This is a genomic window from Peptoniphilus sp. KCTC 25270 (assembly GCF_021012875.1).
Taxonomy (GTDB): Bacteria; Bacillota; Clostridia; order Tissierellales; family Peptoniphilaceae; genus JAJMZJ01.
This window is the reverse complement of the sequence record NZ_JAJMZJ010000003.1, coordinates 63,207-88,977: the sequence shown is the minus strand read 5'-3', so window position 1 is coordinate 88,977 and position 25,771 is coordinate 63,207. Positions and strand designations below refer to the sequence as shown.

The window sequence follows — 25,771 nt, the reverse complement described above, 5'->3', positions numbered from 1 at the left end:
GGGATTATGAAATACATTTGGCTAAACCCTGTAGTAAAAGCACAATATGACGAAAATATTTTAGAAAAATTTTTAACATCAAAAGGGTTTGTTGAAATTTTTCCTCGGGAAGATCACGCAAACATTGTGCGAGAAAAATATAAGAAGGTTCTTGAAACTAGTGAGTCCAATGTGTGTGATATGAGATGTCCTAAGTCGGTGGAAGTTTTTCAAAATCAAAATAAAGATTGGGTATTTCCTGAAATCGAACCTATATTAATCCATGTAGCTAGGGAATTGGCGGGAAGAGAAGACTTATTGGGTGTTGAAAAATGGATTGTAACCCCTTGTGCTTCTCTAAAAAATTTAGGCGAACGCTTAGAATTAAAGGACACCAAGTTTATTACCTGGAGAGAATTTATAGAAAGATTCTCTTTTACCGAAGAACCCAAAATACTACATAAGAGCCCTATCCCCATGGGATTTTTCAAAGATTTGGAAGAAACGCCAGAGGGGGAGAGTAAGGGAGATGGATTCAAGAATCCAACAAATTGGAGGATTGTTGAATCGATGTTCTGCAAAGACGGGTGTCACAATGGAGATGGCATAATCAATGAATAAAAAATTAAAAACAGGTATTGTATTTGCTGGATTTATTTTATTGTGGCAAATATTGACAATGACGGGAATCTGGAACACTTATATTTTGCCCACTCCCCTCCATGTGCTTTTTGTGGCAAAGGAGATGTTTTTGGATGGTAGCCTTTTTGTGGATTTGCTTATTAGTGTAAAGAGAGTATGTATTGGTTTTTCGATTTCCTTTTTACTTGCCAGTTTCTTTGCCATGGTATTTCATCTTTTCCCGCAGCTGAACGATTATTTTAATGGAGCCATTCAATTTATGAAAAATGTGCCTCCTCTTAGTTTGGTCCCTTTGCTGATTTTGTGGTTGGGAATTGGAGAGGTAACAAAAATTGCAATGATTGTTTTGGCCTCTTTCTTTCCCTTGTTTTTGAACATTCAAAAAGGGTTTATGATTGTGGATTCTCAATTATTGGAAGTGGGAGAGGTTTTTGGATATAGTAAGAGCCAAAGATTTTTCAAGATAACGGTCCCAAGTGCGTTAAAAGACATTTTTATAGGGATTCGTGTAGCCTTAGGATATAGTTGGCGTTCTATTATTGCGGCGGAAATGATTGCGGCCTCTAGTGGGCTGGGTTATATGATAAATTTTGCTCGCCAAATGTCGAGAACCGATCGCGTGATTGTGGGGATTTTTGTTATAGGAATGGTAGGATGGTTTACGGATTATCTATTTGTAAAGATTGCGACACGTTGTTTGAAAGGAGATTTACGAAATGAATGGTATAACTCTTAAAAATGTGAGCAAGATTTACTCCATTGCTGGCAAGCCTTTCCGAGCCGTTTCTGATTTGACTTTGAATCTGAATAGGGAGGAAAGAACGATTTTAATTGGAGAGTCTGGTTGTGGAAAGAGTACTCTATTAAAATTAATTTCGGGATTGGAAGAACAAACGGAAGGGGAAATTCTTTTTCATGAGATTGATCCTTCTATGGTATTTCAAAATCCTAGACTTTTTCCTTGGAAGAATGTACGTGAAAATATCGAGTTTTCTCTAAAGGATGAGGTAGAGAAAGAAGAAGTAGACAAGTGGATAAAAATGGTTAAATTATCGGGGTTTGAAACGGCCTATCCCTCCCAACTTTCCGGGGGGATGCAGAGTCGAGTTAGTTTGGCCCGGGCCATGGTGGCGAACAAGAACTACCTATTAATGGATGAGCCTTTTGCGGCCTTAGATGGATTTACCCGTTCGGAAATGCAAAAACAACTTTTGGAAATTGTGGATGTAACCAAAAGAGGATTTTTGTTTGTAACCCATTCCATTGACGAGGCATTTTTACTAGGGGAGAGAATTATTATTATGAAAAAAGGAGAGATTTTATCGGATTTTTATCTGAAAGATCAATCTTTAACGGAAGAAGAATTAAAAGAATATTTTTTGCATTTAATAAAAGGAGAAAAAAATGAAGAAACTATATAGTGTTTTATTATGTGTTCTTTCTTTGTTTGTTCTTGTGGCCTGTGGCAGCGGTCAAGAAAACGGAGAAAACAAAGAAGCTGTAGAGACAAACAACAATGGGGCGGCAACGGAAGCTTCAGGGGAAAAATTATCGGTGGATGAGTTAACGGTAACGTATGTTACTTCCCCTTTGAACGTGCCATCCATTGTGGAAAAAAACAAAAAGATTTTTGAAGAGACCATGCCGGGTGTGAAAATCAATTACGCAGAAATTACCAGTGGCGCAGAGCAAACCCAAGCTTTGGCCTCAGGAGATGTGCAAGTTCTCTACGCCTTAGGAGGATCTTCTGCCATTTTAGGAAAAGCCAATGGAGTGGATCTTAAGGTATTAAATATGTATTCAAGAGGTCCAGAAGCATTTGCTTTGTATTCAACAGATGAAGGAATTACCTCTCCAGAATCTTTGAGAGGCAAAAAAATCGCAGGACCGATTGGAACGAATTTGCATGAATTGTTACTTGCTTACTTAAAATCAGGAAATATGACCGTTGATGATGTGGAATATTTGGATATGTCTATTCCAGATGCTTTGGCCGCTTTGGAATCTGGCGCCGTGGATGGTGCTCTTTTAGGTGGTCCAGCGGGATATAAAGCACTAAGTGCGGGCAAACACCAAGTGGTAAATGGAAAAGGCTTAATTGATGCGATTATTTGCGTTGCCGTTTCGGAAGAATTTTATAATGAACATCCAGATGTAGTGGAAAAATTGGGTGAAGCCCAAGAAAAAATTCAAGAATATATGGACAACAATCCAGAAGAAACGAAAGAAATTGTTATGAAAGAGCTTTCTATTGACGAAAAATCTTATGAAGATATGGTAAAAATGTATGATTTTTCCACAGAAATTAAAGATAGCGATATAGAAGGTTTCAAGAGAACGGCTGATTTCATGTTGGAAACCAATATGATTGAAAAGGAATTGGATGTGGAGACTTTATTTGTAAAATAATGGAAAATTTAATCATTTACGAAAAAAATAAAAAAATAGAATTTTCTCACAAGGAATGTTTAGAAAACCACAAGGGAACTCTTTTTGCGGGGGTGGCTCTTTCCTATAAGATGTTGTCTTCTTTTCTTACAGAAGAAAATCGCCATGAAAGAGGCGGGTGGTATTTTTATACAGGAATTGGAAAAAATGGCCAGGCCATTATAGATACGGCGAAATTTGTTTTGGGCGAGGATACCGTTATTGATATGGCAGAAGAAGTATTGAGCAAGGTCCAAGCTCCAGAAGGGCCCAATGGAGGAAAGTATTATTTCCTATTTGAAAATAAGGAGCAAGGGAAAAGATATACATTCCAAGTAAAGGAAGGAATGGTTCCAGAAGAATTTTACATGTATAGCCGAAAATTAAAAAAGGCGGGGAGCAAAGCAGACGAAGAATTGATTCAAAAGACCAATGAAGTGAGAAATCAAGTAGCCCAAGAAATTTTGAAGGCAAAAGGTTCAGATATTTTCATTAGGAACGGAGAGATCGACTAGAGGATTCTAGTCGATTTTTTATTGGAACGAGTTTTTGGAAGGAAATATCTCCGAAAAATAGCAGTTTTTCCATTTTGTGGTACAATATCTATAATTAGGAATTTGGAAAGAAATTGAGGAGACTATGGATAAATTACAAGGCTTAAAAGAGCAATTGAAACAATTGAAACGCCTAGCCATTGCCTATAGTGGCGGGGTAGACAGCACTTTTCTAATGGCTGTGGCCAATGAAGTTTTGGGACCGGAAAATGTAAAAGGTTATTTTATAGTGAGTCCAATGAATCCGCAACGGGATGTGTATGAAGCCCATGCCATTGCAGAAATGAATCATTGGAATGTAAAAACAATAAAATCAGATCCTTGGGAAGAAGAGAAAATTTATCGAAACGAAGCCGATCGTTGTTATTTCTGTAAGCATTCTATTTTCGAAGATATTTTGGAAGAAACCAAAAAAGAAGGTTTTGCCTATTTGGCCGATGGATCCAATATAGACGATGAAGGGGATTATCGCCCTGGAATGAAGGCTTTAGAGGAATTGAAAGTTTTAAGCCCTTTGCGAGAAATGGGTTTAAGCAAGGAAGAAATTCGAAAATATTCCAAAGAATGTTACGATTTGCCAACTTGGAACAAGCCTTCAGCGGCTTGTTTGGCCAGTCGGATACCCTATGGAACGCCTTTGACAAAAGAGAATCTTTCCTTGGTAGATCAAGGGGAAAGTTTGCTTCAAGGGCTGGGGTATAAGAATTGTCGCTTACGCTATCATGGAAACTTATGTCGCATTGAATTGTTACCAGAAGATTTTGAACGCTTTATGGCCAACGACCGAGAACAAGTTTTTGAAGAGTTAAGAAAACTTGGATTTATATATGTAACGTTGGATTTGTTTGGCTATAAAACCGGATCGACCAATCTAGTTTTGGAGGCAGAATGAGAACTTTATTTGTAGAACCATTTAGTGGGATTAGTGGAAATATGTTTATTGGCGCCCTTTTGGATTTGGGAGCTGAGGGAGATGAATTTTTTTCTTGCTTGAAAGATTTTGGCTTGAATCGAGAAGATTTTCTATTGGAAAAAGTGAATCGTCAAGGCATTACAGCCACGTATTTTAACCTAAAAGGGGAAGAAGAAAAATTAGAAGATTCTTATCATTCTCATGGTAACGATCACAATCATCATCACGATCATCATCATGCTCATCATCACGATCATTCTCACTTTCATGACCACGACCATACCCATACACACTCTCATCATGAACACAGAGGGATAAACGAAGTGTTTCACATAATTGACCATTCTTCTTTTGAAAAAAAGGTAAAGGAAACGGCTAAAAAAATTTATTTGGAGTTGGCAGAGGCGGAAGCTTTTGTTCACGGCTCTACCATAGAAGAAGTGCATTTCCACGAAGTGGGAGAATTGGATAGTATTGTAGACGCTTTGGGAGCGGCCTATTTCTTTCATGTATTTGAAATTGACAAGGTAGTATTTTCTATTATCAATACAGGTGGGGGAATGGTTCACTGCGCCCATGGGGATTATCCTGTTCCTACCCCTGCGACTACAAAAATTTTAGAGAAAATCCATGCACCAATTGGTGGAATTTATCAGGAAAAAGAATTAACGACTCCAACGGGAGCGGCGATTGTGGCTGCTTTGTGTGATGAATTTTCCACTCATGGAAAGGGGCGAATTCTAGCTACCGGTTATGGAGCTGGAACGCGGGACAATGAACTTCCCAACGTTCTTCGAGTATCTATTTTGGAAGAGGAAGAGGAGACATTGCCGGTTTGGTATTCTTGCAATGTAGATGATATGACGGGAGAGGAATTGGGGTTTTTAATGGAAAAACTCTTTGATTCTGGTGCGCGAGATGTAACCTTTACACCAATTTTTATGAAGAAAAATCGTCCAGGTCATCGTATTGACGTATTGACGGATTTACCAAACCAAGAAAAAATGAAGGAAATTTTATTTTTGCATACGACAACTCTTGGGTTGAAAAAAATTCCTTTAGAAAAAGTTGAATGGGAAAGAAACTTTTCGCAACACTCCTTAAAAGGAGAAGAATTTCACGTAAAACGAGGCCTTTGGGAAAACCATGCGAAGGAAAGTTTTGAATACGAAGATTTGAGAAAAATTGCGTTAAAAGAAAATTGGACACTGCGTCAAACTTTGGATCAGGCAAAAAAATCTCTTTGTGAAGGGGGAGAATGAAGGTGAAGAAAAAATTTTATGCCGTAAGAAAAGGTCATAAAACGGGAATTTTTCATTCATGGGACCAATGCAAAGAGCAGGTACATGGTTTTAAGGGAGCAGAATACAAATCTTTTCCAACCGAGGAAGAAGCCCAAAATTATATGGGGGGAGGAATTGGAACCACCCTAAAGGGCAAAGAGGATTTGTTAGAGGGAGAATGTATTGCCTATGTAGATGGCTCCTTTGATGCAAGCAACCATAGTTTTAGTTACGGAATGGTCTTAGAGGGAAAAGATTGGAAAGAAGAAGATTCCCTTCGCTTAAAAGAGGAAGACATGAGCTCCATGCGAAATGTAGCAGGGGAAATTTATGGAGCGATGGCCGCGATGAAACGGGCCTTAGAATTGGGGATGAAAAAACTTTATCTTCATTATGACTATGCTGGAATTGCCCACTGGGCCAAAGGGGAATGGAAGCGCAACAAAAAAGGCACCATAGAATACAAAGCATACTATGATACCATTTCGGATCGTTTGGATGTGGAATTTATAAAAGTGGCGGCTCACACGGGAATTGAAGGAAATGAGCGAGCCGATCAATTGGCAAAAGAAGCCGTAGAGAAAGCCTAAGGGCTTTCTTTTTTTTATATTTTTCGATAGACAATATGATTTTTTTCCAATAATTCAATGGCGTAAGGATCGATTCGATAATCGTTTCGGTAAATAATTTCCCGAATTCCTGCTTGAATTAAAGCTTTGGTGCAATTTAGACAAGGGAAATGGGTGACATATGCCCGAGTGTCCTTAACGGGGATTCCTTCTTTGGCACAATACAACAAAGCGTTCATTTCTGCGTGAATAGTAGCAATACAATGGCCATCTCGCATGGTGTGACCAATATCGTTACAGTGAGGATTCCCAGCGACGGACCCATTGTATCCAGTAGATACGATTCGATAGTCCTTGTTTACCAAAACGCAACCAACAAAAGCGCGATCACAAGTGGAACGGCTGGCAACCATCTCTGTAATTTCCATAAAATATTCATCCCAAGTTTTTCGCATAAGAACCTCCTTTTTTTAATATTATAGCATGATTGGGAAAAATCTTTAAGAAAATAAAAAAACCTACTAGAATTATGAATAATGTAAAGGAAAAGGGGTATATACTTTATAGAAATTATAAAATATTTAAGGTATGAGGTGTATTATGAAAAGTACTATGCAAGAGTTCAAGGAATTCATTGCCCAAGGGAATGTCCTTGACTTAGCTGTTGGTGTAATCATTGGGGGAGCCTTTGGTAAAATTGTTACTTCCTTGGTAAATGACATTATTATGCCAGTTATAGGTTTGGCCATGGGTGGAGTAGATTTCACTGGTCTGTTTGTAGCTTTAGACGGCAATGATTATCCAACATTGGCCGCGGCACAAGAAGCGGGCGCAGGTGTAATTGCCTATGGTTCTTTTATTCAAAACATCATTGATTTCTTAATTATTGCTTTTGTTATTTTTATGGTAGTGAAACAAGTAGCAGGATTGAGAAGTCGTTTTGAGAAAAAAGAAGAAGCAGAAGAGGCAGCTACAACAAAAACTTGTCCATTCTGTAAATCAGAAGTGGATATTGCAGCCACTCGTTGCCCACACTGTACAAGTGAATTAGCAGAAACCGTTTAAGTTTCTGTAGGTTGAATTCAACCAAGCTACGGCGCCAACGGAAGCACAAAAGGGTTTCCTTGGCGCCTTTGTTGCGTTAGGAAATGGAATTTCTTCCCGTTTTGTTAGGAGGTTTTATGAATATAGACCAAATTCGAGATAAAATTGTTGGCCGAGAGATTTCGGCAGTGGGTTTGCGCCATTTATTCAGCGTTCTCATTCCCATTATTGATATAGATGAAGAGCCCCATGTTGTATTTGAAAAACGAGCCAAAACTCTTAGAAATCAGCCCAATGAAGTAAGTTTTCCAGGGGGGAAAATTGAGCCCGGGGAAACGCCGGAAGAAGCAGCTTTTCGAGAAACCATTGAAGAACTAGTTATCGATCCAAAACATTTGGAAATTATTCAAGAATTGGATTATTTGGTAACGAGAGATTCCAACGCCATTCATAGTTTCGTAGGTTATATTAAAGATATAGAAATGGGAGAAATTAAAGGGAATCCAGGGGAAGTGGCCTATTTATTTACCGTTCCTCTCCAGTATTTTTTAGAAAACGAGCCCTTACAATATACGTTGGAATTTACCAGTGTAGAAAGCGAAGACTTTCCCTACGAATGGATTCAAAATGGGAAAGATTACAATTTTACAAAAGTGCGAGATACAGTTTATTTTTACATTTATGAAGAGCGGATTATTTGGGGATTTACAGCAAAAATGATGCGGTCCTTTGTAGAAACACTAAAGGAAATGTAAAGAATTTGTAACACTCTTTAATATTTTACTGAAAGCGAGAAGACAAGCCATGTTCATAGGTTTTTCTTCTCCTTTTTTCTTTTTTTCTTTTTTGACAAAAATGACAAAATAGGTTATACTAAAGAGCGAAAAGTTTACAAAGTGTTAACAAAAAGGAGATTTAGATGGAAGTTTCAATAAAAAAATCCATTGTAACAATGGGTTTAAGCCTTTCTTTGTTTGTAACAATGGGAGCAGCAGTAGAGAAAGAAGTGGTCCTAGAAAATGGATTTACAAATAAAACCTACACAACCCAAGCGGAAACCGTAGGTGCTTTTTTAGACGAAAATCAAATTGAATTGAAAGAAGGGTATGTTGCCTTTCCAAGTGAAGATACAAATATGAAAGATGTATCTGAAGTGAAAATTAAAAAAGGTTACGAAATTACCATTAAAGATCGCGGAGAGAAGAAACAATATTCTGTTTCTTCTCTAAAGGTAGGAAAAATTTTAGAGGAATTAAATATTGAACTTGGTGGATTGGACTCTCTATCTCAAGATGTAAATAGTGATTTAGATGAAGAACATATTTTGGTAATCCATCGTGTAGAAGATAAAGAGACAACAGAAGAAACTGTATTGGAATTTCAGACAGAAGTTCGCCAAAACCCAGATTTGTATCAAGGGGAAAGCCGCGTAATCCAAGAGGGAAAAAATGGTTCTCGCATGGATACAATCCTTTCTCGTTCCGTAGATGGAGAAGTGGTTCAATCTTTTGTGGTAGCTTCTCAAATTCTATCAGAACCAGTAAATAAAATCGTAGAGGAAGGAACGAAGGTTCCTGAAAATATGATTCATGGAAAAAAATACGTAAAGAAAATTGTAATGCAAGGAACAGCGTATGATCCTTCTGCTGGAAGCCGTACGGCCATGGGAACTCGTGCAAGAGTCGGAGCTGTAGCTGTAGATCCTCGTGTAATTCCATTGGGAACAAAATTATACATTGAGTCAGCCGATGGATTCCCAACGTACGGATTTGCTGTAGCTGAGGATACAGGGGGAGCAATCAAAGGAAATAAAATTGATTTATTTTACAATACTCGTTCTGAAGCGTATCGCTTTGGAAGAAGAAATGTAGTTGTATACATTCTAGATGAAAATCAATAAGAAAAAGCACTGTCATAAAATGACGGTGCTTTTTTTGTGCCATGGCATAAAAAATAAAAAATGTAAAAAAAGTTATTGATAACTATTGTCAAAAAGGCAGCATACGGATATAATAATGATATCGATTATCAAGTAAATTTAAGGAGGTTCAAATGAAACAAAGAAAAAAATATCTATCGAGTGCTGCTATGGCATTGGCTTTAAGTCTTGCTTTACAAAGTGGAATTCAGGCGGCGAGTTATCAAGATATGCCGGGGGAAAATCACTGGTCCTATAAGGGATTAAATTATTGCATACAAAAAGAATACATAAAAGGCATCGATTCTCTACATATTTCGCCAAATTCTTTATTAACAAGAGCACAAATGGCAACCATTATGAATCGTGTAAAAGAAACCAAGGAAACAACCGATATTTCTCGTTTCAAAGACGTAAAAGTGGAAGATTGGTTTTACAATGAAATTGAAAAAGCCGTAAAAGCGGGATTTATCAATGGGCGTTCTCAAACAGAGATGGCTCCAAATGAAAACATTACTCGAGAAGAAGCCTTTACAATTTTGGCTCGTGTGTTGGGAGAAAAAACAGCAGGAGATAAAATATCTCAATACAAAGATGGAAGCGTTGTGTCCTCTTGGGCAAAATCTTCTGTGAATCAACTGATTGAAGCAAAAATTGTAACAGGGGATGAAAATGGATTGCGTCCAAAGGAAAATATAACCCGAGCAGAGTTTGCACAAATTGTATATAAGGCGTTTGCAGGGAAAGAAGAGACAAAGGAAGAGAATGGCAAGGAAAAAGAAAAAGCGCCTTCTGCTCTTTCTACTCCAGAAACAAAACCAGGATTTCCTGGGAAACCTTCAAAACCAGAAGGAAAAGAAAAAACAGTTTACGGCGATGCCAATGTGGATCAGCAACAATATCCCGTTGTGAAACCATTTATTCATCCGCCATTCTATAATGTACGAGTAAAAGTGGATTTGGATAAAGAAGGAAAAATCAAATCCGTAACGGATAACGAAACGGCTACCAAAGGTTTGGCACCAGGAAAAACAAGTCTAGGGAAAAACGAAGCTTATTTTCAAAGACTGGATCAAAAAGTCTATGATAAATTCAAAGGATTAGATCGTGCTGGTGTGGTTGCATTGAAAATGGAAACGGGAGAAGCCGATGTGGTATCGGGAGCAACTGAAACAGGAAAAGCGTTAAAACAAGCGGTACTAAACGCTTATGATGGAAAAGCAGGAAAGAAATTCTTAGAAAACGATCAAACTTTAGTGGCGGGTCCAGTAGAAAAAACAGAAAAAGGCTATGAAGTGTTCTTTAAGAACAATTTGCCGAAAGATTTCAAAGTAAAATATTTAAGCGTAAACCAAGGAATCTATAATGGAGAAAATTATGTAGACAATTCCAAAGTGGAATGGAAAGCAGAAAAAGACGGTTTCCGTTTGATTGTAAAAGATGCCAATGCAATAACAGGAAAATATTTTGTAAACATTGTAGATGAGAACGGTAATTACCGTTCTCCCGACTTTGAATCCGGCCATGGATCCCCAAGAAAATATCCTTACCTTGTAATTGAAGGAGGAAGTTTAAGCTACGAAAATGGAAAAGTAAAAGTATCAGACAATAACTTTGAAAACTTCCAAAAAAATATAGAAGAAATTATCATCCAAGAATGGGATGTTACAGAAGATAAAGCCGTAGAAGGAAGCAAAGCCGTAGAAGTAGAACCAGTAGGACACCATGGAAACAAAGGAAGTTATGCAGATGCTCCAATGATTAAAGCCGATGGAACCATTGATGGTGCCGCCGTAGCTGGTCGAAACAAAGCGCCTGTTTTTGCCGAAGGAAAAATGTACAAGATTACCGTAGAAACATTTGGATATGGTAGTGTAGAGTTTCTGTATCAAGGAGCAAAGGAAGAGTCAGAAGTGACGCCAGAGCCGGGAGAAAAAGTTTACGAAGGCTCAAGTCCTGTAGGGCATTTGGGTTATGATTATGTTGTGAAAATAAAGATGAAAGGCGGCGTAATCACAGGAGTAGATGATTCTGAAACGCGTGCTTCCCAAGGAAGTGAAGGGTATTTAGAGAACTATAGAGGGGCTAAGAAGTTAGATTATTTTAGAGGTAAAACAAAGGCAGAATCTCTAGCTAGAGTGAAGCAAAATACAGAGGAAAAAATAGAGAAAAATAGAATTGACACTGTATCCAATGCTACGGAAACGTCGGTAGCAGCAATTTCGGCTATGGAGGAGGCGTTAAGTAAAGTAGAATAATTCTTAAAAAACCAAATCATTTCCTATATCGACCAATAAAAAAGGGATGCTAAACAGCATCCTTTTTTTTGTGTTTTTATTTTTCTGTCAAACGTCCATCTTCATAGAGAGAAGCGAGAAATTTTAAGTCTTCGATATATTTTTTCACTTCTTTTCCTTTGTCGGTATCTTCAGCAAGTCTTCTGTGGTCGTATTCCAGAATGAATTCCAAAGAAGAGGTGATGTCGAGATTTTCTTGAATCAAAGGTTCTTCCCCAGGAAGAGGGGTATGGGTAGCTAGTAACAGTCCATAGGAATTGGAAATTAGAGTGTATCCAGCGGTACCTGTACTTTTCCGATAAGCAGGAGCGAATCCACCGTCAATTACCACCACTTTACCATTGGCTTTAATGGGAGATTCTCCTTTGATTTTCTTTACTGGTGTGTGGCCATTTACAATCATTCCTCGAGGATCTTGAATTCCAAACTCTTCCAAAATTTTCAAGGCAATGTCTTCTTTTTCTCGATGGCGATAATAAGGGTCTTTGTTTTCTATGTGGGTTTCTTTGTTCTCAATAAAGTACCGGTTGAAAGTAGTAATTAAATCTTTTCCAAAAAGAGGAGAATCTTTTCCGCACCATAGATAGAATAGCAAATCTTGAGACCATTCCCGTAATTTGGGGCGTTTTTCATAAAAGGCAGAACGAACGGTTTCGCTTAAAGAATCCAGTAATTTTTTTCCGCTTAGAACTTCTCCTGTAAAATCCGTAGTGCGAAACTCTCCGTGTTCGGTCATAGGAATGCATCCGTGAAACAGAAGATTTCCATTGGAAATTTTGTACATAGCTCCACGATCTACAAGAAAACGAATGTGTTTTTGAAGTCGTTGGCTAGATAAAAAAGACTTCGTTAAGCGATCCATTACTTCTTTTTCTTTAGGAGTGTAGGCGAAAGGATTTAGAGGGTCTACTGTTGGGAAATAATCATCCAAAAGGGGATATGTCATCCCATTGTATTCTATAGTAGCCGTCTTATCGTCCCAGTCTATTTTGTCCATTAAAAGCATATGGTCCAATTGAAAAGAAGGATTTCTTTGGATAATCTGTCCCTCTGCTTTGAATTGTAAAATGGCAAGGGCTTTGTGCATTTTTGCCAAAAGTTCATTGCGATCTTGACTAGAATCTGGAACCTTTGGAAGAAAAGCAGAAGAAACCTTGTATATATCCATAGAAAATTGAACCAAAGGCATAAGGTTGATCCCGTAGCCGTCTTCTAAGGTATCTAGCTCATTATATCTTGTAGCAATACGCAAGACATTGGCAATTAAAGCATGAGATCCTGAAGCAGCTCCTACCCAGGCAATATCATGGTTTCCCCACTGAATATCTACGCCAGGGTGGTCCATTAAAAAGTCCATAACTTTTTCTGCCTCATCTCCACGATCGTAAATATCTCCAATAACATGAAGATTTTCAATGGCAAATCGGCTAGTAAGATTGGCAATGTCTTGGATATATTTTTCCCCTTGGTTGCTTTCTAAAATTTGGTCCAAGAGTTCAGAAACGTAACGACCTTTGTGGCGAAATTCCTTTTCTTCTAAAAGCAAAGAATCAAGAACTGGGCGAGTATCTTCTGGCAAGACGTCATAGATGATTCTGTGATCGTATTTTGTTGCCACGCGTTTGGCCACAATAATGGCATCAGATAGAGCCAAAGCTAGGCGGTTTTGGTATTCTTCTTTGGATAAAGTTTCTTTTAAGTGGGCTAATTTTTTTTCGGGATAATACAAAATCGTAGCAAGTTCCTGTTGCTCTTGGGCGGATTTGTGAGGAAAAAGTTCCCCAATATAACGACGAATAACCCCAGAGGCATTTCGCAATACGTGGGTGAAAGCATTGTATTCTCCATGAATATCACTTAGAAAATGTTCTGTAGGCTTGGGAAGTTTTAAGGAAGCCGAAAGAAGCATAGCCTCTGAAAGGGCATTTCGCGCGTTGGGATATTTTTCTCCAAGGAGCTTATAATAGTCCATGGATTCGGACTGTGTAAATGTATTTTTCTCTTTCATAAATTCCTCCTATTTTTATAGTATAACAGAAGATTGTTTCTTTTGAGTAAAAGACAAATAAACTATATATGTGCTATACTTAAGATATATTGAGAAAAAAGGGGAAACAGATATGGACTTAAAACAAGCAATTCGTTCAATTGAAAATTATCCAATTGAAGGGGTGACATTTCGTGATATAACGCCTGTTTTACAAGATGCAGATACTTTTCGCGATGCAATTGATCAGTTGGCGAAGGCAGTAAAAGATTTAGAAATAGACAAAGTTGTAGGAATCGAAGCCAGAGGATTTATTGTTGGGGCGCCTTTGTCTTTGGCGTTGGATTGTGGATTTATCCCGATTCGTAAACCAGGGAAATTGCCTTTTCACAAAATCAAAGAAGAATACGATTTAGAATATGGAACAGACGCCATTGAAATACATGAAGACGCCATTGAAAAAGGAGAAAAAATCCTAATTGTAGACGATCTATTGGCCACAGGAGGAACGTCCAAAGCAGCGGCCAATTTGATTGAAAAAATTGGAGGCAAAATTAGTGGATTTTTGTTCTTAATTGAATTGGACGATTTAGGCGGAAGAAAAAAATTAGAAGGTTACGAAGTACGTTCTTTATTGCACTATGAATAGGAGAGGGTCTTATGGGAAGAATATCAACTTATGAAGAAGCTTATGAAATCTTAAAAGAATACAACAAGGAAGAATTTCACTTAGTGCACGGAAAAACCGTTGGGGAAGTTATGGCTTATTTCGCCAAGGAAAGAGATCCGGAAAATGTTGAATTTTGGCGAATTGTAGGCTTGTTACACGATGTGGATTTCGAAATGTATCCAGAGGAACACTGTGTGAAAGCCGTAGAGATTTTGGAAAAAAATGACGTAGACGAAGAAATGATTTACGCTATTACAAGCCATGGATTTGGTATGACAGAAACGCCCAACGAACCCAAAAAAGAAATGGAAAAAGTTTTGTATGCAGTGGATGAATTAACGGGAATTATTGGAGCGGCAGCTCTTATGCGTCCAAGTAAATCCACTTTGGATATGGAGCTAAAAAGTGTAAAGAAAAAATTCAAAGACAAAAAATTCGCCGCTGGATGTGACCGAGAAGTCATTAAAAAAGGAGCGGAAAATCTAGGAATGTCTATGGATGATTTAATGGCAGAAACCTTAAAAGGTATGCAAGAAATGGAAGAAAACGCATAAAAAAAGAGAGGGGATGGCCCCTCTTTTTTCTTGAAAGGATGTAAAAAAGCTTCGTCTATGACGAAGCTTTTTGCTTTTATTGTTTTGCTGGTTTTTTCAAACGAACAGCTGGTTCTGCTGGCATTTTGAACAATGGAACGAAACGATCCAAACCAGTTAAAGTCAAAATTAAGATACTGAATACAGCAATATAGGCTGTGAAGTTGTATTTGATAATATCCATACCAGTAAAAGCGTGTAGTGGATAAACGGCAGCGGCCATAGATACATAATAAGAAATGTATACATGCCATGGAATCAACTGGGAACCAAATACTCCCAATGCATCAGAGAACGTTGCGTTTCTTAGGTGAAGAGTGTACATGTCTTCTTCAGAACCTTCTACGTTTTCATCAACCAATTGACCAATAATTGGACCTACGGTTACGATTTGTGCCATTTCATCTGCCAATAAAGCATTTCCCGCCAAAGAAAGAACACCGTTCCAGAACATCAATTGACGTACGCTGTTGGAAAGTTTAAGAGCTAAAATAGACAATGGTTCAAAGGCGTGCATACGATTCATAACCCCGCCAAAGAACGAAATCCACATCATCATGATGATAACCCATGCACCAGCTTCTTCGAAACCGCCATAGATTGTTTCGTTTAAGAAAGTATTTACAGAGTCTACAGTACCAGTGAATAATCCCAATACCAAAGACAATATGATACCCAAGCCCAAGCACATAAGAGTAGGAGTTCCCATAACAGCAGAAGCAATTACAGCAATTAAAGGAATTACCATAATGTAAGAAACACCGCTGCTGATTTGGTTTAATAGAGTAACGGCAGCAGGACGTTCTTCTTCTAAGAAAGCAAAAGTATCTGGGCTAATTTGAGCAATGGCATCTGCCCCTGTTGCAGAAACATTTGCAAAATTCATACTCATTACAAAGAAAACGATGAATGAAAGAATTAAGCAAGATAAAGACCAAACCCCTTGATGACGAACACGGTCAATAACTTCTACACGTTGGATACCAGAACTTACTACCGTTGTATCGGAAATCAAGCCGATATTGTCTCCAAAACATGCCCCACCAGCAATGGCTGCTGTTGTTAATAAAATATCTCCCCCAACAATGTGGTTTAACCACAAAAAGATAGGAGCGCAAGCAGCGAATGTTCCCCAAGAAGTACCAGTGGCTACGGACAATATAGCAGTAACCAAAAGTCCAATAGGAGCAATGGTACGAGCCGTCATACCAGCGTTAAGAGCGATGTTTACAACCGCAGCGCCTACGCCAGTTTCCATAAAGGTATTTGCCATGGCAGCGGCCATCATCAAAATAAAGAATACCAATTGGATTTGTCTTACGTTTTCCACCCCAACCTCGATACATTCTGTTGGACGGACACCCTCTGTGATGAAAGCAACAATACAAGCGTAAACGGCAGCCAATGGAGCAGCGATCAACACGTCGTATCCAGCTCCCTTAAGTACAACGGGGCCGATTTCGATTTCACCAATCATTAAATAAGCCAATAAAATAATTGGAGTTAGCTTTAGAATCGATTTCCAAAGGCTAAACTGTCTTTGATTTTCCATTTCTCTCTCCTTTGTTATAAAAAATAAATAAAATGAATTTTACGCTTGTCTGATATTTATTAAACACAAGCGTGTTCATTAATGATATCTCAAAAGAAAAATGTTTTCAAGGGGAAAAAAATTGAGAAAACTGGGCTCTTTACTAGGCTAAAGAGAAAAGGTGGAAGATGAATGCATTTACAGTTAGGCATATATAATAGGTAAAGAAAGTAGAATTTACAGATAAATTTTTCTTCAGTATAATAAAATCATAAAAAAACATGAACAAATTTTGTAAATTTTACAAGGGCATTTCAAAACGCTGTTGCGAAATTTATAAAATTCATTTTCTAAGGGAACCGATTGCAGAAAATGGCTTGCATAAATTTTAACGGTGTGATATTTTAGAACAAGCCAATAGGTCTGGCTATAATTTTATAAAGGGAAATGCAAAATAGAGGTGCATTCGTAGGGTAGCCAAAGAGGTGAAGGTTGCGGATGCCGACGGGATCTTTTGATCTCAGGTTGATGTGGAGTAGGGTCTGCACGACTGTCCTATCTATTCGATTAGGGAGAGCTATTTTCTTGACTTTGTTGAGGTTAAGAAATGGCTCTTTTTTTATACTTTTATAAAAGAGTCATTCCTTAGAATTCCCTTTAGAAAATCGTATCAATGTGAGGAAACCAAAAATTAGGAATGAAAGGGGTTTTAGCATGGAAAAAGTAATGATACGTTTAAGAATGAGTTCAGGAGATGCCCATTACGGCGGAAATCTTGTAGACGGAGCCCATATGTTGGCTTTGTTTGGGGATGTTGCTACTGAACTATTAATTCGCAACGATGGTGATGAGGGTTTGTTTGTAGCGTATGATGATGTTGAATTTTTAGCTCCTGTATACGCTGGAGACTATATCGAAGCCGTTGGGGAAATCGTAGAAACAGGAAATTCTTCTCGTAAGATGAAATTTGAAGCTCGCAAAGTAGTGGTAGCTCGTACAGACATTAGCGCTTCTGCAGCAGATTTCTTAGAAGAACCAATCGTGGTAACTCGTGCTTCTGGTACTTGTGTAGTGCCTAAAGATTGTCAAAGAAAGTAGGGCTAGGGTGGAAAAAGTAATTATCACAGCGGCCATTTGTGGCGCAGAAGTTACAAAAGAGCAAAACCCAGCGGTTCCTTATACGGTAGAAGAAGTTGTTCGTGAAGCAAAATCTGCTTATGACGCAGGAGCGGCCATCATTCACTTACATGTAAGAGAAGATGATGGTACTCCTACTCAATCCAAAGAACGTTACAAAGTTTGTATGGATGCCATTCGTGAAGCTTGTCCAGATGTAATCATCCAACCATCAACTGGTGGTGCGGTAGGCATGACGGATTTAGAAAGACTTCAACCAACAGAATTACATCCAGAGATGGCAACCCTTGATTGTGGCAGTGTAAACTTTGGTGGCGATGAAGTTTTCTTAAATTCTGAAACAACAATCCGTAATTTTGGAAAGATTTTGAAAGAGAGAGGCGTTAAGCCTGAAATCGAAGTTTTTGATAAAGGAATGGTTGATTTAGCGATTCGTTATCAAAAAGAGGGATATATTGATAAACCAATGCACTTTGACTTTGTCTTGGGTGTTCAAATGGCTGCAACAGCTAGGGACTTAGCTTTTATCTCAAGTTCTCTTCCAGAAGGTTCCACTTGGACGGTAGCAGGACTTGGACGTCATCAATTTAACATGGCTGCTTTAGCGATTGTTATGGGCGGACATGTTCGTGTAGGTTTTGAAGACAATTTATATCTTGAAAAAGGTGTATTGGCTAAGAGTAATGGAGAAATGGTAGAAAAAGTTGTAAAATTGGCGAACCTATTGGGTCGTGAAGTAGCAACTCCAGCAGAAGCTCGTGAAATTCTATCTTTGAAACCATTGGAAAAATAAGAGGTATTGAATCATGAAAAAAGGAAATCGTTACGGTACACACCGTGTTATTGAGCCAAAAGGAATTTTGCCTCAACCAGCTGTAAAAATCAGCAATGATATGGAAATATATGACAACGAGATCTTAATTGATGTTCAAACTTTGAACATTGACTCTGCATCTTTCACTCAAATCTATAATCAAGCAGAAAAAGATTTGGCGAAAACAGAAGAAATTATCAAAGGAATCGTTGAAGAACGTGGAAAACACCAAAACCCAGTAACTGGTAGTGGCGGGATGTTAATCGGTACAATCGAAGAAATCGGAGAAGGAATTAAAGATACAACGGATCTAAAAGTTGGCGACAAGATCGCGACTTTGGTATCTCTTTCTTTGACTCCACTTCGCATTGATAATATCAAAGAAATTCGTCCAGAAATCGACCAAGTAGACATCGATGGTAAAGCGATTCTATTTGAATCTGGTATCTATGCTGTAATTCCTGATGACCTTCCAGAAAACTTGACTCTTTCTGTATTGGACGTAGCAGGAGCTCCTGCACAAACGGCTAAAATCTGTAAATTTGGCGATACAGTTATGGTTATTGGTGGTCCTGGTAAAGCCGGTATGCTTTGTTTATACGAAGCAAAACGTCGCGTAGGTCCTACTGGAAAAGTAATTTGCGTGAACTATGATGAAACTCGTTTTGAAGAAATCAAAGAAATGGGCATCGCTGATGTATGTATCGCTGCCGATGCTACTGATGCGGTAGGTTTGTTACAAAAAATCGAAGAAGTTACAAATGGCGAACTTTGCGATGTTGTAATTAACTGTGTAAACGTAGAAAATACCGAAATGGCCTCTATCCTTTGTACAAAAGATGAAGGTTTAGTATATTTCTTCAGTATGGCAACAAGCTTTACAAAAGCAGCCTTAGGTGCTGAAGGGGTAGGTAAAGATGTGAACATGATGATTGGTAATGGTTATACAAAAGGCCATGGCGAATTGACCATTCAAATTATGCGTGATTCAGATTCTATGAGAGAGCTTTATACGAAACTATTTGCTTAAAAAATTTGGAGGAAAACAAATGAGAAATTACAAAGATATCCCATTGTGGGCAGATGTAACAGAAGAACAGTGGAATGACTGGCATTGGCAAGTACAAAACCGTATCCAAGACATTGAAACTCTTGAAAAAATTGTTAAATTAACAGACAAAGAAAAAGAAGACATTCAATCTGTATTGGATAAATTCCGTATGGGTATTACTCCATACTATGCAAGCTTAATGCATCCAGAAGATCCTAAAGATCCAGTTCGTTTGCAAGCAATCCCAGCTGGTTTTGAAACTCATATTGCAGCTTCTGACTTGGAAGATCCATTGCATGAAGATGAAGATTCTCCAGTTCCAGGATTGACTCATCGTTACCCAGACCGTGTACTTTTACTAATCACTGATATGTGTTCTATGTACTGCCGTCACTGTACAAGACGTCGTTTTGCAGGTAGCAAAGACAGCGGCGTTGGTAAAGATCGTATCGATGCATGTATCGAATACATCCGTAACACTCCAGTAGTACGTGACGTATTATTATCTGGTGGGGACGCTTTAATGGTTGGTGACGAACGTTTGGAATACATTATTTCTGAGCTTCGTAAAATCGAACACGTTGAAATCATTCGTATCGGTAGCCGTACTCCAGTAGTATGTCCACAACGTATTACAGATGATTTAGTAAACATGTTGAAAAAATACCATCCAATTTGGCTAAACACTCACTTCAACCATCCAAACGAAGTAACTCCAGAAGCTGTTGAAGCTTGCCGTAAGTTAGCAGACGCTGGTATTCCTTTAGGAAACCAATCTGTACTTCTTCGTGGAGTAAACGACAGCGTTGGAATTATGAGAAAATTGGTTCATGAATTAGTAAAAATGCGTGTTCGTCCTTACTACATCTACCAATGTGACCTTTCTCTTGGTATCGAACACTTCCGTACAAAAGTTTCTAAAGGTATCGAAATTATCGAAGGTCTTCGTGGCCATACTTCAGGATACTGCGTACCAACTTTCGTTGTAGATGCACCAGGTGGTGGAGGAAAAACTCCAGTTATGCCTCAATACATCATCTCTCAATCTCCAAACAAAATTGTATTGAGAAACTACGAAGGTATCATTACAACTTATACAGAACCAAACTACGTAGTAGACGAAGATCCATACCACGCAGCAGACGTGAAAGATCACGGTGTATTCGAATTGCTTAAAGGCGAAGATGTTCGCAACATGGAACCATCTAACTTAGCTCGTCACGAAAGAAGCAAACACTAAGAATAAGCTGTAGATAATTGACCATATAATATAATAGAAGGAAAAAGGAGGCATCTGTGTCACTAATCGATAAAGTCTACCCTAAATACAACGTCATGAGCATAATTGGCATGTCTAAAAATGCAGGTAAAACTTTTACGTTAAACCATCTAATTGATGAAATGGATATGAGGGGTGTATCTATTGGCATCACTTCCATTGGAAGAGATGGGGAAAGAATCGATGTAGTTACCGACACAGATAAGCCGACCATTTTCTTGCCACAAGGCAACTATGTAGCGACCACAAAGAAACTGTTGGAGCTTAGTGAAGCGACTGTATCTATTGAAGAAATTACTCCTTTCGATACTCCTTTGGGGGAAGTGATTATCGGAAAGGTAATTTATGATGGACACGTACAAATTTCAGGACCACAAACGTTAAAAGAAACAAAAATGGTTTCGGACCGTATGTTGGAACTGGGAGCTGAATTCTCCATCATTGATGGTGCTTTGGACAGAAAGTCATCAGCGGCTCCAGAAATTACACAGGCAACCATCTTGGCCAGTGGAGCGAGCTTTGATCGAAGCATGGATCGAGTAGTAGAGGAAACAGCACATATAGCGAAACTATTTACCTTGCCCACAGTGGAAAAATATCGAGCGGAAATTGAAGGACTTCTGCAAGAGAAAACCTACGCTACTATAGATAAAGAAGGAAATATTCATAGGTTGGATTTAGCAACAGGGCTAGGTGCTGGTCGTAAATTGGCAGATGCCGTGGGGGAAGATACAGAGTATCTAGTTTTTCCTGGTGCTTTAACCTCCTCTGTCGCAGAAGATTTTTTACGTTTTTCGCCCTATGGAAAAGACATTCGCGTTATTGTAGCCGACGCAACGAAAGTTTTTATAGAGGCAAAACCGTACAAACGTCTTTTGCGCCGAGGTTTGTATATTGAGTTATTGCATCATTCTGAATTGGTAGCTATAACTCTTAACCCATACGCTCCAGAGGGATATCAATTTGATGGGAAAGCTTTTAAGGAAGCCATGGTCGAAAAGATACCCAATGTGGAGATTGTGGATTTAATGATGGGAGGTTGAAATGTTTGATTTTATGGATCGTCAAGTGCGAGAAGTAATAGACCTAGATTTTATTTTAGAAAAATTGCAACCTAGGACACCTTATGGTGTGGAATATAAGAAAAACATTCGTGCCTATCCCGTTGGAACAGAAAAATATTTAATCCAAGATTTAGAGAACTTGGAAGCTTTTATACAATGGATCGAAGAGCATGAGGGGGTTGGTGAAGCGAAAAAAATGCTTCACTCTGTAAAGGATGTACGATACTCTTTGCAGCGTGCTCGAGGGGATTCCATCTTATCAGAAGTAGAACTCTATGAGATAAAAGCCATTGTATTTACAGTGAAAAATTTATTGGAACTTTTTAAGGATAGCCAGTTATTAAGTTTTCAAAAAACAGAACTTGTTCCCATTCCGGCTTTAGAAGAAGTCCTGAACCCAGAAGGGGAAAATACAACGAGCTTTTATCTCTATGATTCTTATTCCAAACGGCTAGCCGATTTTCGTCGGACTCGCAGCCAATTGGAAAATGAACAAAGAAGAGATTTACGCAATCTTCGCTTAGAATTAAAACAATCATACGATTTATCTCTTAGTGCTGACTCCACTGTTTTATTATCCAAACAAGATAAAGAAAGCTTGGAGAGGGCTAATCAATGTCCTTTGTTGGTATTTCAGTCAGAAACGTTTAATGCTATTGTCTTCTCACTCAAACAAACGGACGAAATGCTTTCAATAAAAGAGGAAATTGAATATTACAAAGCCCAAGAGCATGAAGAGGAACAAGTGGTTTTGCGAAAACTCACTCGTGAGGTAGCAAAACAATACAAAATATTAAAAAAGAATATCCATAGTTTGGCAAATTTGGATTTGTATATTGCCAAAGCCGATATGGCGATTCAAATGGATGCAGTTAAGCCAACAATTGTAGAGGAACATGTAATAGAAATTGAGGATGGACGATATCCGAAGATTCAAGAGAATCTGAAGAAACAGGGGATGGAGTTCACCCCCATTTCTATCTCTTTAGAAAAAGGGGTTACCTGTATAACAGGAGCAAACATGGGCGGAAAGACCATTAGCCTAAAAATTGTAGGATTATTAAGCGTAATGGCTCAGATGGCACTTTTTGTGCCAGCGAAACAGATGACCGTTGGACTCAATGAATTTGTGCGAACTTCCATAGGAGATTTTCAATCGACATCATCAGGGCTCTCCACTTTCGGTGGTGAGATTGAAAATGTCACCTATGCGATTGGACGGGCAGAGGAAAGAGGCCTGCTTCTCATCGATGAGCTTGCTCGTGGAACCAATCCACAAGAAGGATATGCAATCAGCCTAGCCATTGCAAAACATTTACAGGATAAACCCTCAATCACCTTAATTACAACCCATTTTGATCAAATTACTCGCCTTGAAGGAGTAAAACATCTTCAAGTGATTGGACTGGCCAATATCAATATGGAAGAATTGGATTTTGATTCCAATTCTACGGCTTTGAAGAGAATCAACCAATATATGGATTATCGATTAAAAGAAGTATCACAATTTACAGAAGTACCAAAAGATGCAATCCAAATTGCAAGAATGATGGGATTACCGGAAGAAATCACACATTATGCTGAGGATGCCTTAAAGAATGGATGGTGAAACATGGGGAAATTAAATCTTGATCAAAGTGTCATTGATAAATCTCGTGCTTCCGCTCGTGCCATTGCAGAGCAAGTACAAGAATTCATCGACACCCATACAACCGTATCTACAGAACGTGCTGTATTGCGTTTGTTAGGAATCGATGGACAAGATGACGCAGAAGTACCAATGCCAAATGTAGTAGTGGAACAAATCCACGAAGCTGGCGAATTAAATAAAGGGATTTCTTACTGGATCGGTAACGCAATGATCGAAACAGGAATGAAACCACAAGAAATCGCTGAAGAAGTAGCTGCTGGAACATTAAATCTAGTAGATCTACCACGTCATGACTTAAGCGAAATTCAAAATGTTGTTATGTCCGAAGCAAAAGAACGCATGAAAGTCGTAGACAACACAGTGGCAAAACGTAACGAATACCTAGAAACACTAGGAGAAGGTCCTCGTCCTTATCTATATGTAATTGTAGCAACAGGGAATATCTACGAAGATATCGTTCAAGCAAAAGCTGCCGCATTACAAGGAGCAGACATTATCGCTGTAATCCGTACAACAGGACAATCTCTATTGGACTTTGTTCCCTATTCCGCTCCAACAGGAGGATTTGGTGGAACGTATGCGACACAAGAGAACTTCCGTTTAATGCGTGCTGCCTTGGATGAAGTAGGGGAAAAAGTAGGACGTTATATCCGTCTTTGTAACTACTGTTCTGGATTGTGTATGCCTGAGATTGCAGCAATGGGAGCAATGGAACGTTTGGACGTAATGTTAAACGACGCATTGTACGGTATCCTATTCCGCGATATCAATATGCAAAGAACTTTGGTTGACCAATACTTCTCACGTGTAATCAACGGTTACGCAGGAGTTATTATCAACACAGGAGAAGACAACTACTTGACTACAGCTGATGCAGTAGAAGAGGCACATACTGTATTGTCTTCTCAATATATGAACGAACAATTCGCTTTAATGGCAGCATTGCCAGAAGAGCAAATGGGATTGGGTCACTGTTTCGAAATGGATCCAGATACAACCAACGGTTTCTTATATGAGTTGGCGCAAGCACAAATGGCTCGCCAAATCTTCCCTAAGGCACCATTGAAATACATGCCACCAACAAAATTCATGACAGGAAACATTATGAAAGGTCATGTACAAGATGCATTGTTTAATGCCGTATCGATTATGACTCACCAAGGATTGCAATTGTTAGGTATGATGACAGAAGCGGTTCATACACCTCACTTGCAAGACCGTTATTTAGCCATTGAAAACGCACAATATGTCTTCAATAATATGAAAGATTTCGGCGACGATATCGAATTCAAAAAAGGCGGAATCATGGAAACTCGCGCAAACGAAGTTGTGGAAAAAGCCCAAGTATTATTGGAAGAAATTGAAGCAGAAGGAATCTTCAAAACAATCGAAGAAGGTAAATTCGGTGGCGTAAAACGTAGCCGTACAGGCGGTAAAGGTTTGGAAGGCGTTGTAGAAAGAGCAGAAGAATACTTCAACCCATTCATTCCATTGATGACAGAAGGGAGGGAATTAGTATGAGCGCAGGTATGAGCCAAAATACAAACAACAATTTGTACGCAGAAAAAGTTGATTTAACGAAAGTAAAGCCATACGGTGATACGCTAAACGACGGAAAAGTTCAACTTTCCTTCACTTTACCAGTTCCATCCGGCTTAGAAGCAATGGAAGCGGCAAAACAAATCGTTTTGAAACAAGGGTTCAAAGAACCATCTGTAATCTACTCTAAAGACTTAGGCATCGACTACACATACTTTGTAGTTTATGCAGAAATGAATGTAGACATTGACTATACGCAAATCAACGTGCCAAAAGTTGATGTAGATACAATGAGCCGTGAAGAAGTAGAAGATTTCATTAAAGAAAACATTGGTAGAGATGTAGTAGTTGTTGGTGCTTGTACTGGTACTGACGCCCACACTGTAGGTATCGATGCGATTATGAATATGAAAGGTTTTGCCGGTCACTACGGCTTGGAACGTTACGAAGGAATCGAAGCCATTAACATGGGTTCACAAGTTCCAAATGAAGAATTGATTGCCAAAGCGATTGAAGTAAACGCAGACGCAATTTTGGTTTCTCAAGTTGTAACACAACAAAACGCACATATTCCAAATATGACACAATTGATCGAATTGGCTGAAGCAGAAGGAATCCGCGACAAGATGTTAATCTGTTGTGGTGGTCCTCGTGTATCTTATGAGTTAGCGAAAGAGCTAGGATACGATGCCGGTTTTGGTCCAAACACATTTGCAGAAGATGTTGCGACTTTCGTAGTAGAGAAAGTTGCTAAGGGCAAATAAATAAAAAAGGAGCCAGAAGATGTTCGAGACTCTTCTGGCTTTTTTATGAATAAGAAGAAATCCTT

The 25,771-nt window shown here is 38.7% G+C and carries 25 protein-coding genes; 22 read left to right on the top strand and 3 right to left on the bottom strand.

All coding sequences use genetic code 11. The annotated features are described in order from the left end of the window. Nucleotides 1–6: 6 nt before the first annotated feature. From LQU94_RS05945 to LQU94_RS05910, 8 genes are all read left to right on the top strand, one after another. Nucleotides 7–600 (top strand): hypothetical protein, encoded by a 594-nt coding sequence (locus LQU94_RS05945; protein ID WP_230696782.1) that lies wholly within the window; start codon nt 7–9, stop codon nt 598–600. Continuing rightward, nucleotides 593–1,357 (top strand): ABC transporter permease, encoded by a 765-nt coding sequence (locus tag LQU94_RS05940; protein ID WP_230696781.1) that lies wholly within the window; start codon nt 593–595, stop codon nt 1,355–1,357. Before LQU94_RS05945 ends, LQU94_RS05940 begins: the two co-directional genes overlap by 8 nt. Beyond that, entirely contained in the window at nt 1,338–2,042 is a 705-nt protein-coding gene (locus tag LQU94_RS05935) for an ABC transporter ATP-binding protein (RefSeq protein WP_230696780.1), read from the top strand. Before LQU94_RS05940 ends, LQU94_RS05935 begins: the two co-directional genes overlap by 20 nt. Then, entirely contained in the window at nt 2,026–3,030 is a 1,005-nt protein-coding gene (locus LQU94_RS05930; protein WP_230696779.1) for an ABC transporter substrate-binding protein, read from the top strand. Before LQU94_RS05935 ends, LQU94_RS05930 begins: the two co-directional genes overlap by 17 nt. Beyond that, nucleotides 3,030–3,563, top strand: coding sequence for a hypothetical protein (locus LQU94_RS05925; protein ID WP_230696778.1), 534 nt, complete (start codon nt 3,030–3,032; stop codon nt 3,561–3,563). Before LQU94_RS05930 ends, LQU94_RS05925 begins: the two co-directional genes overlap by 1 nt. Before the next feature lie 124 nt (nt 3,564–3,687). Then, nucleotides 3,688–4,494 carry an ATP-dependent sacrificial sulfur transferase LarE gene (gene larE / locus LQU94_RS05920; RefSeq protein ID WP_230696777.1) on the top strand — a complete coding sequence of 269 codons (807 nt, stop codon included), beginning with the start codon at nt 3,688–3,690 and terminating at the stop codon, nt 4,492–4,494. Then, on the top strand, nt 4,491–5,777 hold the full coding sequence (gene larC / locus LQU94_RS05915; RefSeq protein WP_230696776.1) for a nickel pincer cofactor biosynthesis protein LarC: 1,287 nt from the start codon (nt 4,491–4,493) through the stop codon (nt 5,775–5,777). The genes larE and larC overlap by 4 nt, the downstream gene beginning before the upstream one ends. A 2-nt stretch (nt 5,778–5,779) precedes the next feature. Next, nucleotides 5,780–6,388, top strand: a complete 609-nt coding sequence (locus LQU94_RS05910; RefSeq protein WP_230696775.1) for a ribonuclease H family protein — start codon at nt 5,780–5,782, stop codon at nt 6,386–6,388. Nucleotides 6,389–6,402: 14 nt separating this feature from the next. Here LQU94_RS05910 and LQU94_RS05905 read toward each other — a convergent pair whose 3' ends face one another. After that, complete coding sequence (locus LQU94_RS05905; RefSeq protein WP_230696774.1) at nt 6,403–6,822, bottom strand: deaminase; 420 nt, start codon at nt 6,820–6,822, stop codon at nt 6,403–6,405. Nucleotides 6,823–6,967: 145 nt separating this feature from the next. Here LQU94_RS05905 and mscL point away from each other — a divergent pair, with 145 nt between their 5' ends. The 4 genes from mscL (at nt 6,968) to LQU94_RS05880 (ending at nt 11,587) form a co-directional block, all read left to right on the top strand. Beyond that, nucleotides 6,968–7,432, top strand: coding sequence for a large conductance mechanosensitive channel protein MscL (gene mscL / locus LQU94_RS05900; RefSeq protein ID WP_230696773.1), 465 nt, complete (start codon nt 6,968–6,970; stop codon nt 7,430–7,432). Nucleotides 7,433–7,548: 116 nt separating this feature from the next. Further along, the gene (locus LQU94_RS05895; protein WP_230696772.1) at nt 7,549–8,166 is read left to right on the top strand and encodes a CoA pyrophosphatase; all 618 of its coding nucleotides are present in this window, start codon (nt 7,549–7,551) and stop codon (nt 8,164–8,166) included. Nucleotides 8,167–8,330: 164 nt separating this feature from the next. Continuing rightward, nucleotides 8,331–9,311: a 3D domain-containing protein gene (locus LQU94_RS08090; protein ID WP_304622581.1), complete on the top strand. Its 981-nt coding sequence runs from the start codon at nt 8,331–8,333 to the stop codon at nt 9,309–9,311. Nucleotides 9,312–9,463: 152 nt separating this feature from the next. Beyond that, nucleotides 9,464–11,587: an S-layer homology domain-containing protein gene (locus tag LQU94_RS05880; protein ID WP_230696771.1), complete on the top strand. Its 2,124-nt coding sequence runs from the start codon at nt 9,464–9,466 to the stop codon at nt 11,585–11,587. A gap of 76 nt (nt 11,588–11,663) precedes the next feature. On the opposite strand, the gene LQU94_RS05875 is transcribed toward LQU94_RS05880, so the two are convergent. Next, nucleotides 11,664–13,634 (bottom strand): fructose-1,6-bisphosphatase, encoded by a 1,971-nt coding sequence (locus tag LQU94_RS05875; RefSeq protein WP_230696770.1) that lies wholly within the window; start codon nt 13,632–13,634, stop codon nt 11,664–11,666. A gap of 112 nt (nt 13,635–13,746) precedes the next feature. Here LQU94_RS05875 and LQU94_RS05870 point away from each other — a divergent pair, with 112 nt between their 5' ends. Together LQU94_RS05870 and LQU94_RS05865 are read left to right on the top strand one after the other, a co-directional pair. Beyond that, on the top strand, nt 13,747–14,262 hold the full coding sequence (locus tag LQU94_RS05870; RefSeq protein ID WP_230696769.1) for an adenine phosphoribosyltransferase: 516 nt from the start codon (nt 13,747–13,749) through the stop codon (nt 14,260–14,262). A gap of 11 nt (nt 14,263–14,273) precedes the next feature. After that, nucleotides 14,274–14,837: an HDIG domain-containing metalloprotein gene (locus tag LQU94_RS05865; protein ID WP_230696768.1), complete on the top strand. Its 564-nt coding sequence runs from the start codon at nt 14,274–14,276 to the stop codon at nt 14,835–14,837. A gap of 76 nt (nt 14,838–14,913) precedes the next feature. Here the strand turns inward: LQU94_RS05865 and LQU94_RS05860 are convergent, their stop codons facing one another. After that, on the bottom strand, nt 14,914–16,428 hold the full coding sequence (locus LQU94_RS05860; protein WP_230696767.1) for a Na+/H+ antiporter NhaC family protein: 1,515 nt from the start codon (nt 16,426–16,428) through the stop codon (nt 14,914–14,916). A 693-nt stretch (nt 16,429–17,121) separates the two neighbouring features. Here LQU94_RS05860 and LQU94_RS05855 point away from each other — a divergent pair. From LQU94_RS05855 to LQU94_RS05820, 8 genes are read left to right on the top strand one after another with little or no spacing between them, the layout of a single operon-like run. Next, nucleotides 17,122–17,505, top strand: a complete 384-nt coding sequence (locus LQU94_RS05855) for a hotdog fold domain-containing protein (RefSeq protein ID WP_230696766.1) — start codon at nt 17,122–17,124, stop codon at nt 17,503–17,505. A 7-nt stretch (nt 17,506–17,512) separates the two neighbouring features. Further along, nucleotides 17,513–18,337 carry a 3-keto-5-aminohexanoate cleavage protein gene (locus tag LQU94_RS05850; RefSeq protein WP_230696765.1) on the top strand — a complete coding sequence of 275 codons (825 nt, stop codon included), beginning with the start codon at nt 17,513–17,515 and terminating at the stop codon, nt 18,335–18,337. Between the two features lie 13 nt (nt 18,338–18,350). After that, nucleotides 18,351–19,388, top strand: a complete 1,038-nt coding sequence (locus LQU94_RS05845) for a zinc-binding dehydrogenase (RefSeq protein ID WP_230696764.1) — start codon at nt 18,351–18,353, stop codon at nt 19,386–19,388. A 19-nt stretch (nt 19,389–19,407) separates the two neighbouring features. Beyond that, nucleotides 19,408–20,649 carry a lysine 2,3-aminomutase gene (ablA, locus tag LQU94_RS05840; RefSeq protein ID WP_230696763.1) on the top strand — a complete coding sequence of 414 codons (1,242 nt, stop codon included), beginning with the start codon at nt 19,408–19,410 and terminating at the stop codon, nt 20,647–20,649. Between the two features lie 56 nt (nt 20,650–20,705). Beyond that, complete coding sequence (locus tag LQU94_RS05835) at nt 20,706–21,731, top strand: hypothetical protein (protein ID WP_230696762.1); 1,026 nt, start codon at nt 20,706–20,708, stop codon at nt 21,729–21,731. A gap of 1 nt (nt 21,732) precedes the next feature. Beyond that, nucleotides 21,733–23,361 (top strand): DNA mismatch repair protein MutS, encoded by a 1,629-nt coding sequence (locus LQU94_RS05830; protein WP_230696761.1) that lies wholly within the window; start codon nt 21,733–21,735, stop codon nt 23,359–23,361. 3 nt (nt 23,362–23,364) lie between these two features. Continuing rightward, complete coding sequence (locus LQU94_RS05825) at nt 23,365–24,924, top strand: lysine 5,6-aminomutase subunit alpha (protein WP_230696760.1); 1,560 nt, start codon at nt 23,365–23,367, stop codon at nt 24,922–24,924. Beyond that, a complete protein-coding gene (locus LQU94_RS05820) occupies nt 24,921–25,706 on the top strand; it encodes an OAM dimerization domain-containing protein (RefSeq protein WP_230696759.1) in 786 nt (261 codons plus the stop codon). The genes LQU94_RS05825 and LQU94_RS05820 overlap by 4 nt, the downstream gene beginning before the upstream one ends. Nucleotides 25,707–25,771 lie beyond the last annotated feature (65 nt).

What these genes read in the sequence shown, in the direction of transcription:
- LQU94_RS05945 (WP_230696782.1), top strand. Translation starts at nt 7, where the DNA reads ATGAAATACATTTGGCTAAACCCTGTAGTAAAAGCACAATATGACGAA.
- LQU94_RS05845 (WP_230696764.1), top strand. Translation starts at nt 18,351, where the DNA reads ATGAAAAAAGGAAATCGTTACGGTACACACCGTGTTATTGAGCCAAAA.
- LQU94_RS05825 (WP_230696760.1), top strand. Translation starts at nt 23,365, where the DNA reads ATGGGGAAATTAAATCTTGATCAAAGTGTCATTGATAAATCTCGTGCT.
- LQU94_RS05925 (WP_230696778.1), top strand. Translation starts at nt 3,030, where the DNA reads ATGGAAAATTTAATCATTTACGAAAAAAATAAAAAAATAGAATTTTCT.
- larC (WP_230696776.1), top strand. Translation starts at nt 4,491, where the DNA reads ATGAGAACTTTATTTGTAGAACCATTTAGTGGGATTAGTGGAAATATG.
- LQU94_RS05905 (WP_230696774.1), bottom strand. Translation starts at nt 6,822, where the DNA reads ATGCGAAAAACTTGGGATGAATATTTTATGGAAATTACAGAGATGGTT.
- LQU94_RS05830 (WP_230696761.1), top strand. Translation starts at nt 21,733, where the DNA reads ATGTTTGATTTTATGGATCGTCAAGTGCGAGAAGTAATAGACCTAGAT.
- LQU94_RS05935 (WP_230696780.1), top strand. Translation starts at nt 1,338, where the DNA reads ATGAATGGTATAACTCTTAAAAATGTGAGCAAGATTTACTCCATTGCT.
- LQU94_RS08090 (WP_304622581.1), top strand. Translation starts at nt 8,331, where the DNA reads ATGGAAGTTTCAATAAAAAAATCCATTGTAACAATGGGTTTAAGCCTT.
- LQU94_RS05930 (WP_230696779.1), top strand. Translation starts at nt 2,026, where the DNA reads ATGAAGAAACTATATAGTGTTTTATTATGTGTTCTTTCTTTGTTTGTT.
- LQU94_RS05875 (WP_230696770.1), bottom strand. Translation starts at nt 13,634, where the DNA reads ATGAAAGAGAAAAATACATTTACACAGTCCGAATCCATGGACTATTAT.
- larE (WP_230696777.1), top strand. Translation starts at nt 3,688, where the DNA reads ATGGATAAATTACAAGGCTTAAAAGAGCAATTGAAACAATTGAAACGC.
- LQU94_RS05880 (WP_230696771.1), top strand. Translation starts at nt 9,464, where the DNA reads ATGAAACAAAGAAAAAAATATCTATCGAGTGCTGCTATGGCATTGGCT.
- LQU94_RS05855 (WP_230696766.1), top strand. Translation starts at nt 17,122, where the DNA reads ATGGAAAAAGTAATGATACGTTTAAGAATGAGTTCAGGAGATGCCCAT.
- ablA (WP_230696763.1), top strand. Translation starts at nt 19,408, where the DNA reads ATGAGAAATTACAAAGATATCCCATTGTGGGCAGATGTAACAGAAGAA.
- LQU94_RS05820 (WP_230696759.1), top strand. Translation starts at nt 24,921, where the DNA reads ATGAGCGCAGGTATGAGCCAAAATACAAACAACAATTTGTACGCAGAA.
- LQU94_RS05895 (WP_230696772.1), top strand. Translation starts at nt 7,549, where the DNA reads ATGAATATAGACCAAATTCGAGATAAAATTGTTGGCCGAGAGATTTCG.
- mscL (WP_230696773.1), top strand. Translation starts at nt 6,968, where the DNA reads ATGAAAAGTACTATGCAAGAGTTCAAGGAATTCATTGCCCAAGGGAAT.
- LQU94_RS05940 (WP_230696781.1), top strand. Translation starts at nt 593, where the DNA reads ATGAATAAAAAATTAAAAACAGGTATTGTATTTGCTGGATTTATTTTA.
- LQU94_RS05870 (WP_230696769.1), top strand. Translation starts at nt 13,747, where the DNA reads ATGGACTTAAAACAAGCAATTCGTTCAATTGAAAATTATCCAATTGAA.
- LQU94_RS05865 (WP_230696768.1), top strand. Translation starts at nt 14,274, where the DNA reads ATGGGAAGAATATCAACTTATGAAGAAGCTTATGAAATCTTAAAAGAA.
- LQU94_RS05860 (WP_230696767.1), bottom strand. Translation starts at nt 16,428, where the DNA reads ATGGAAAATCAAAGACAGTTTAGCCTTTGGAAATCGATTCTAAAGCTA.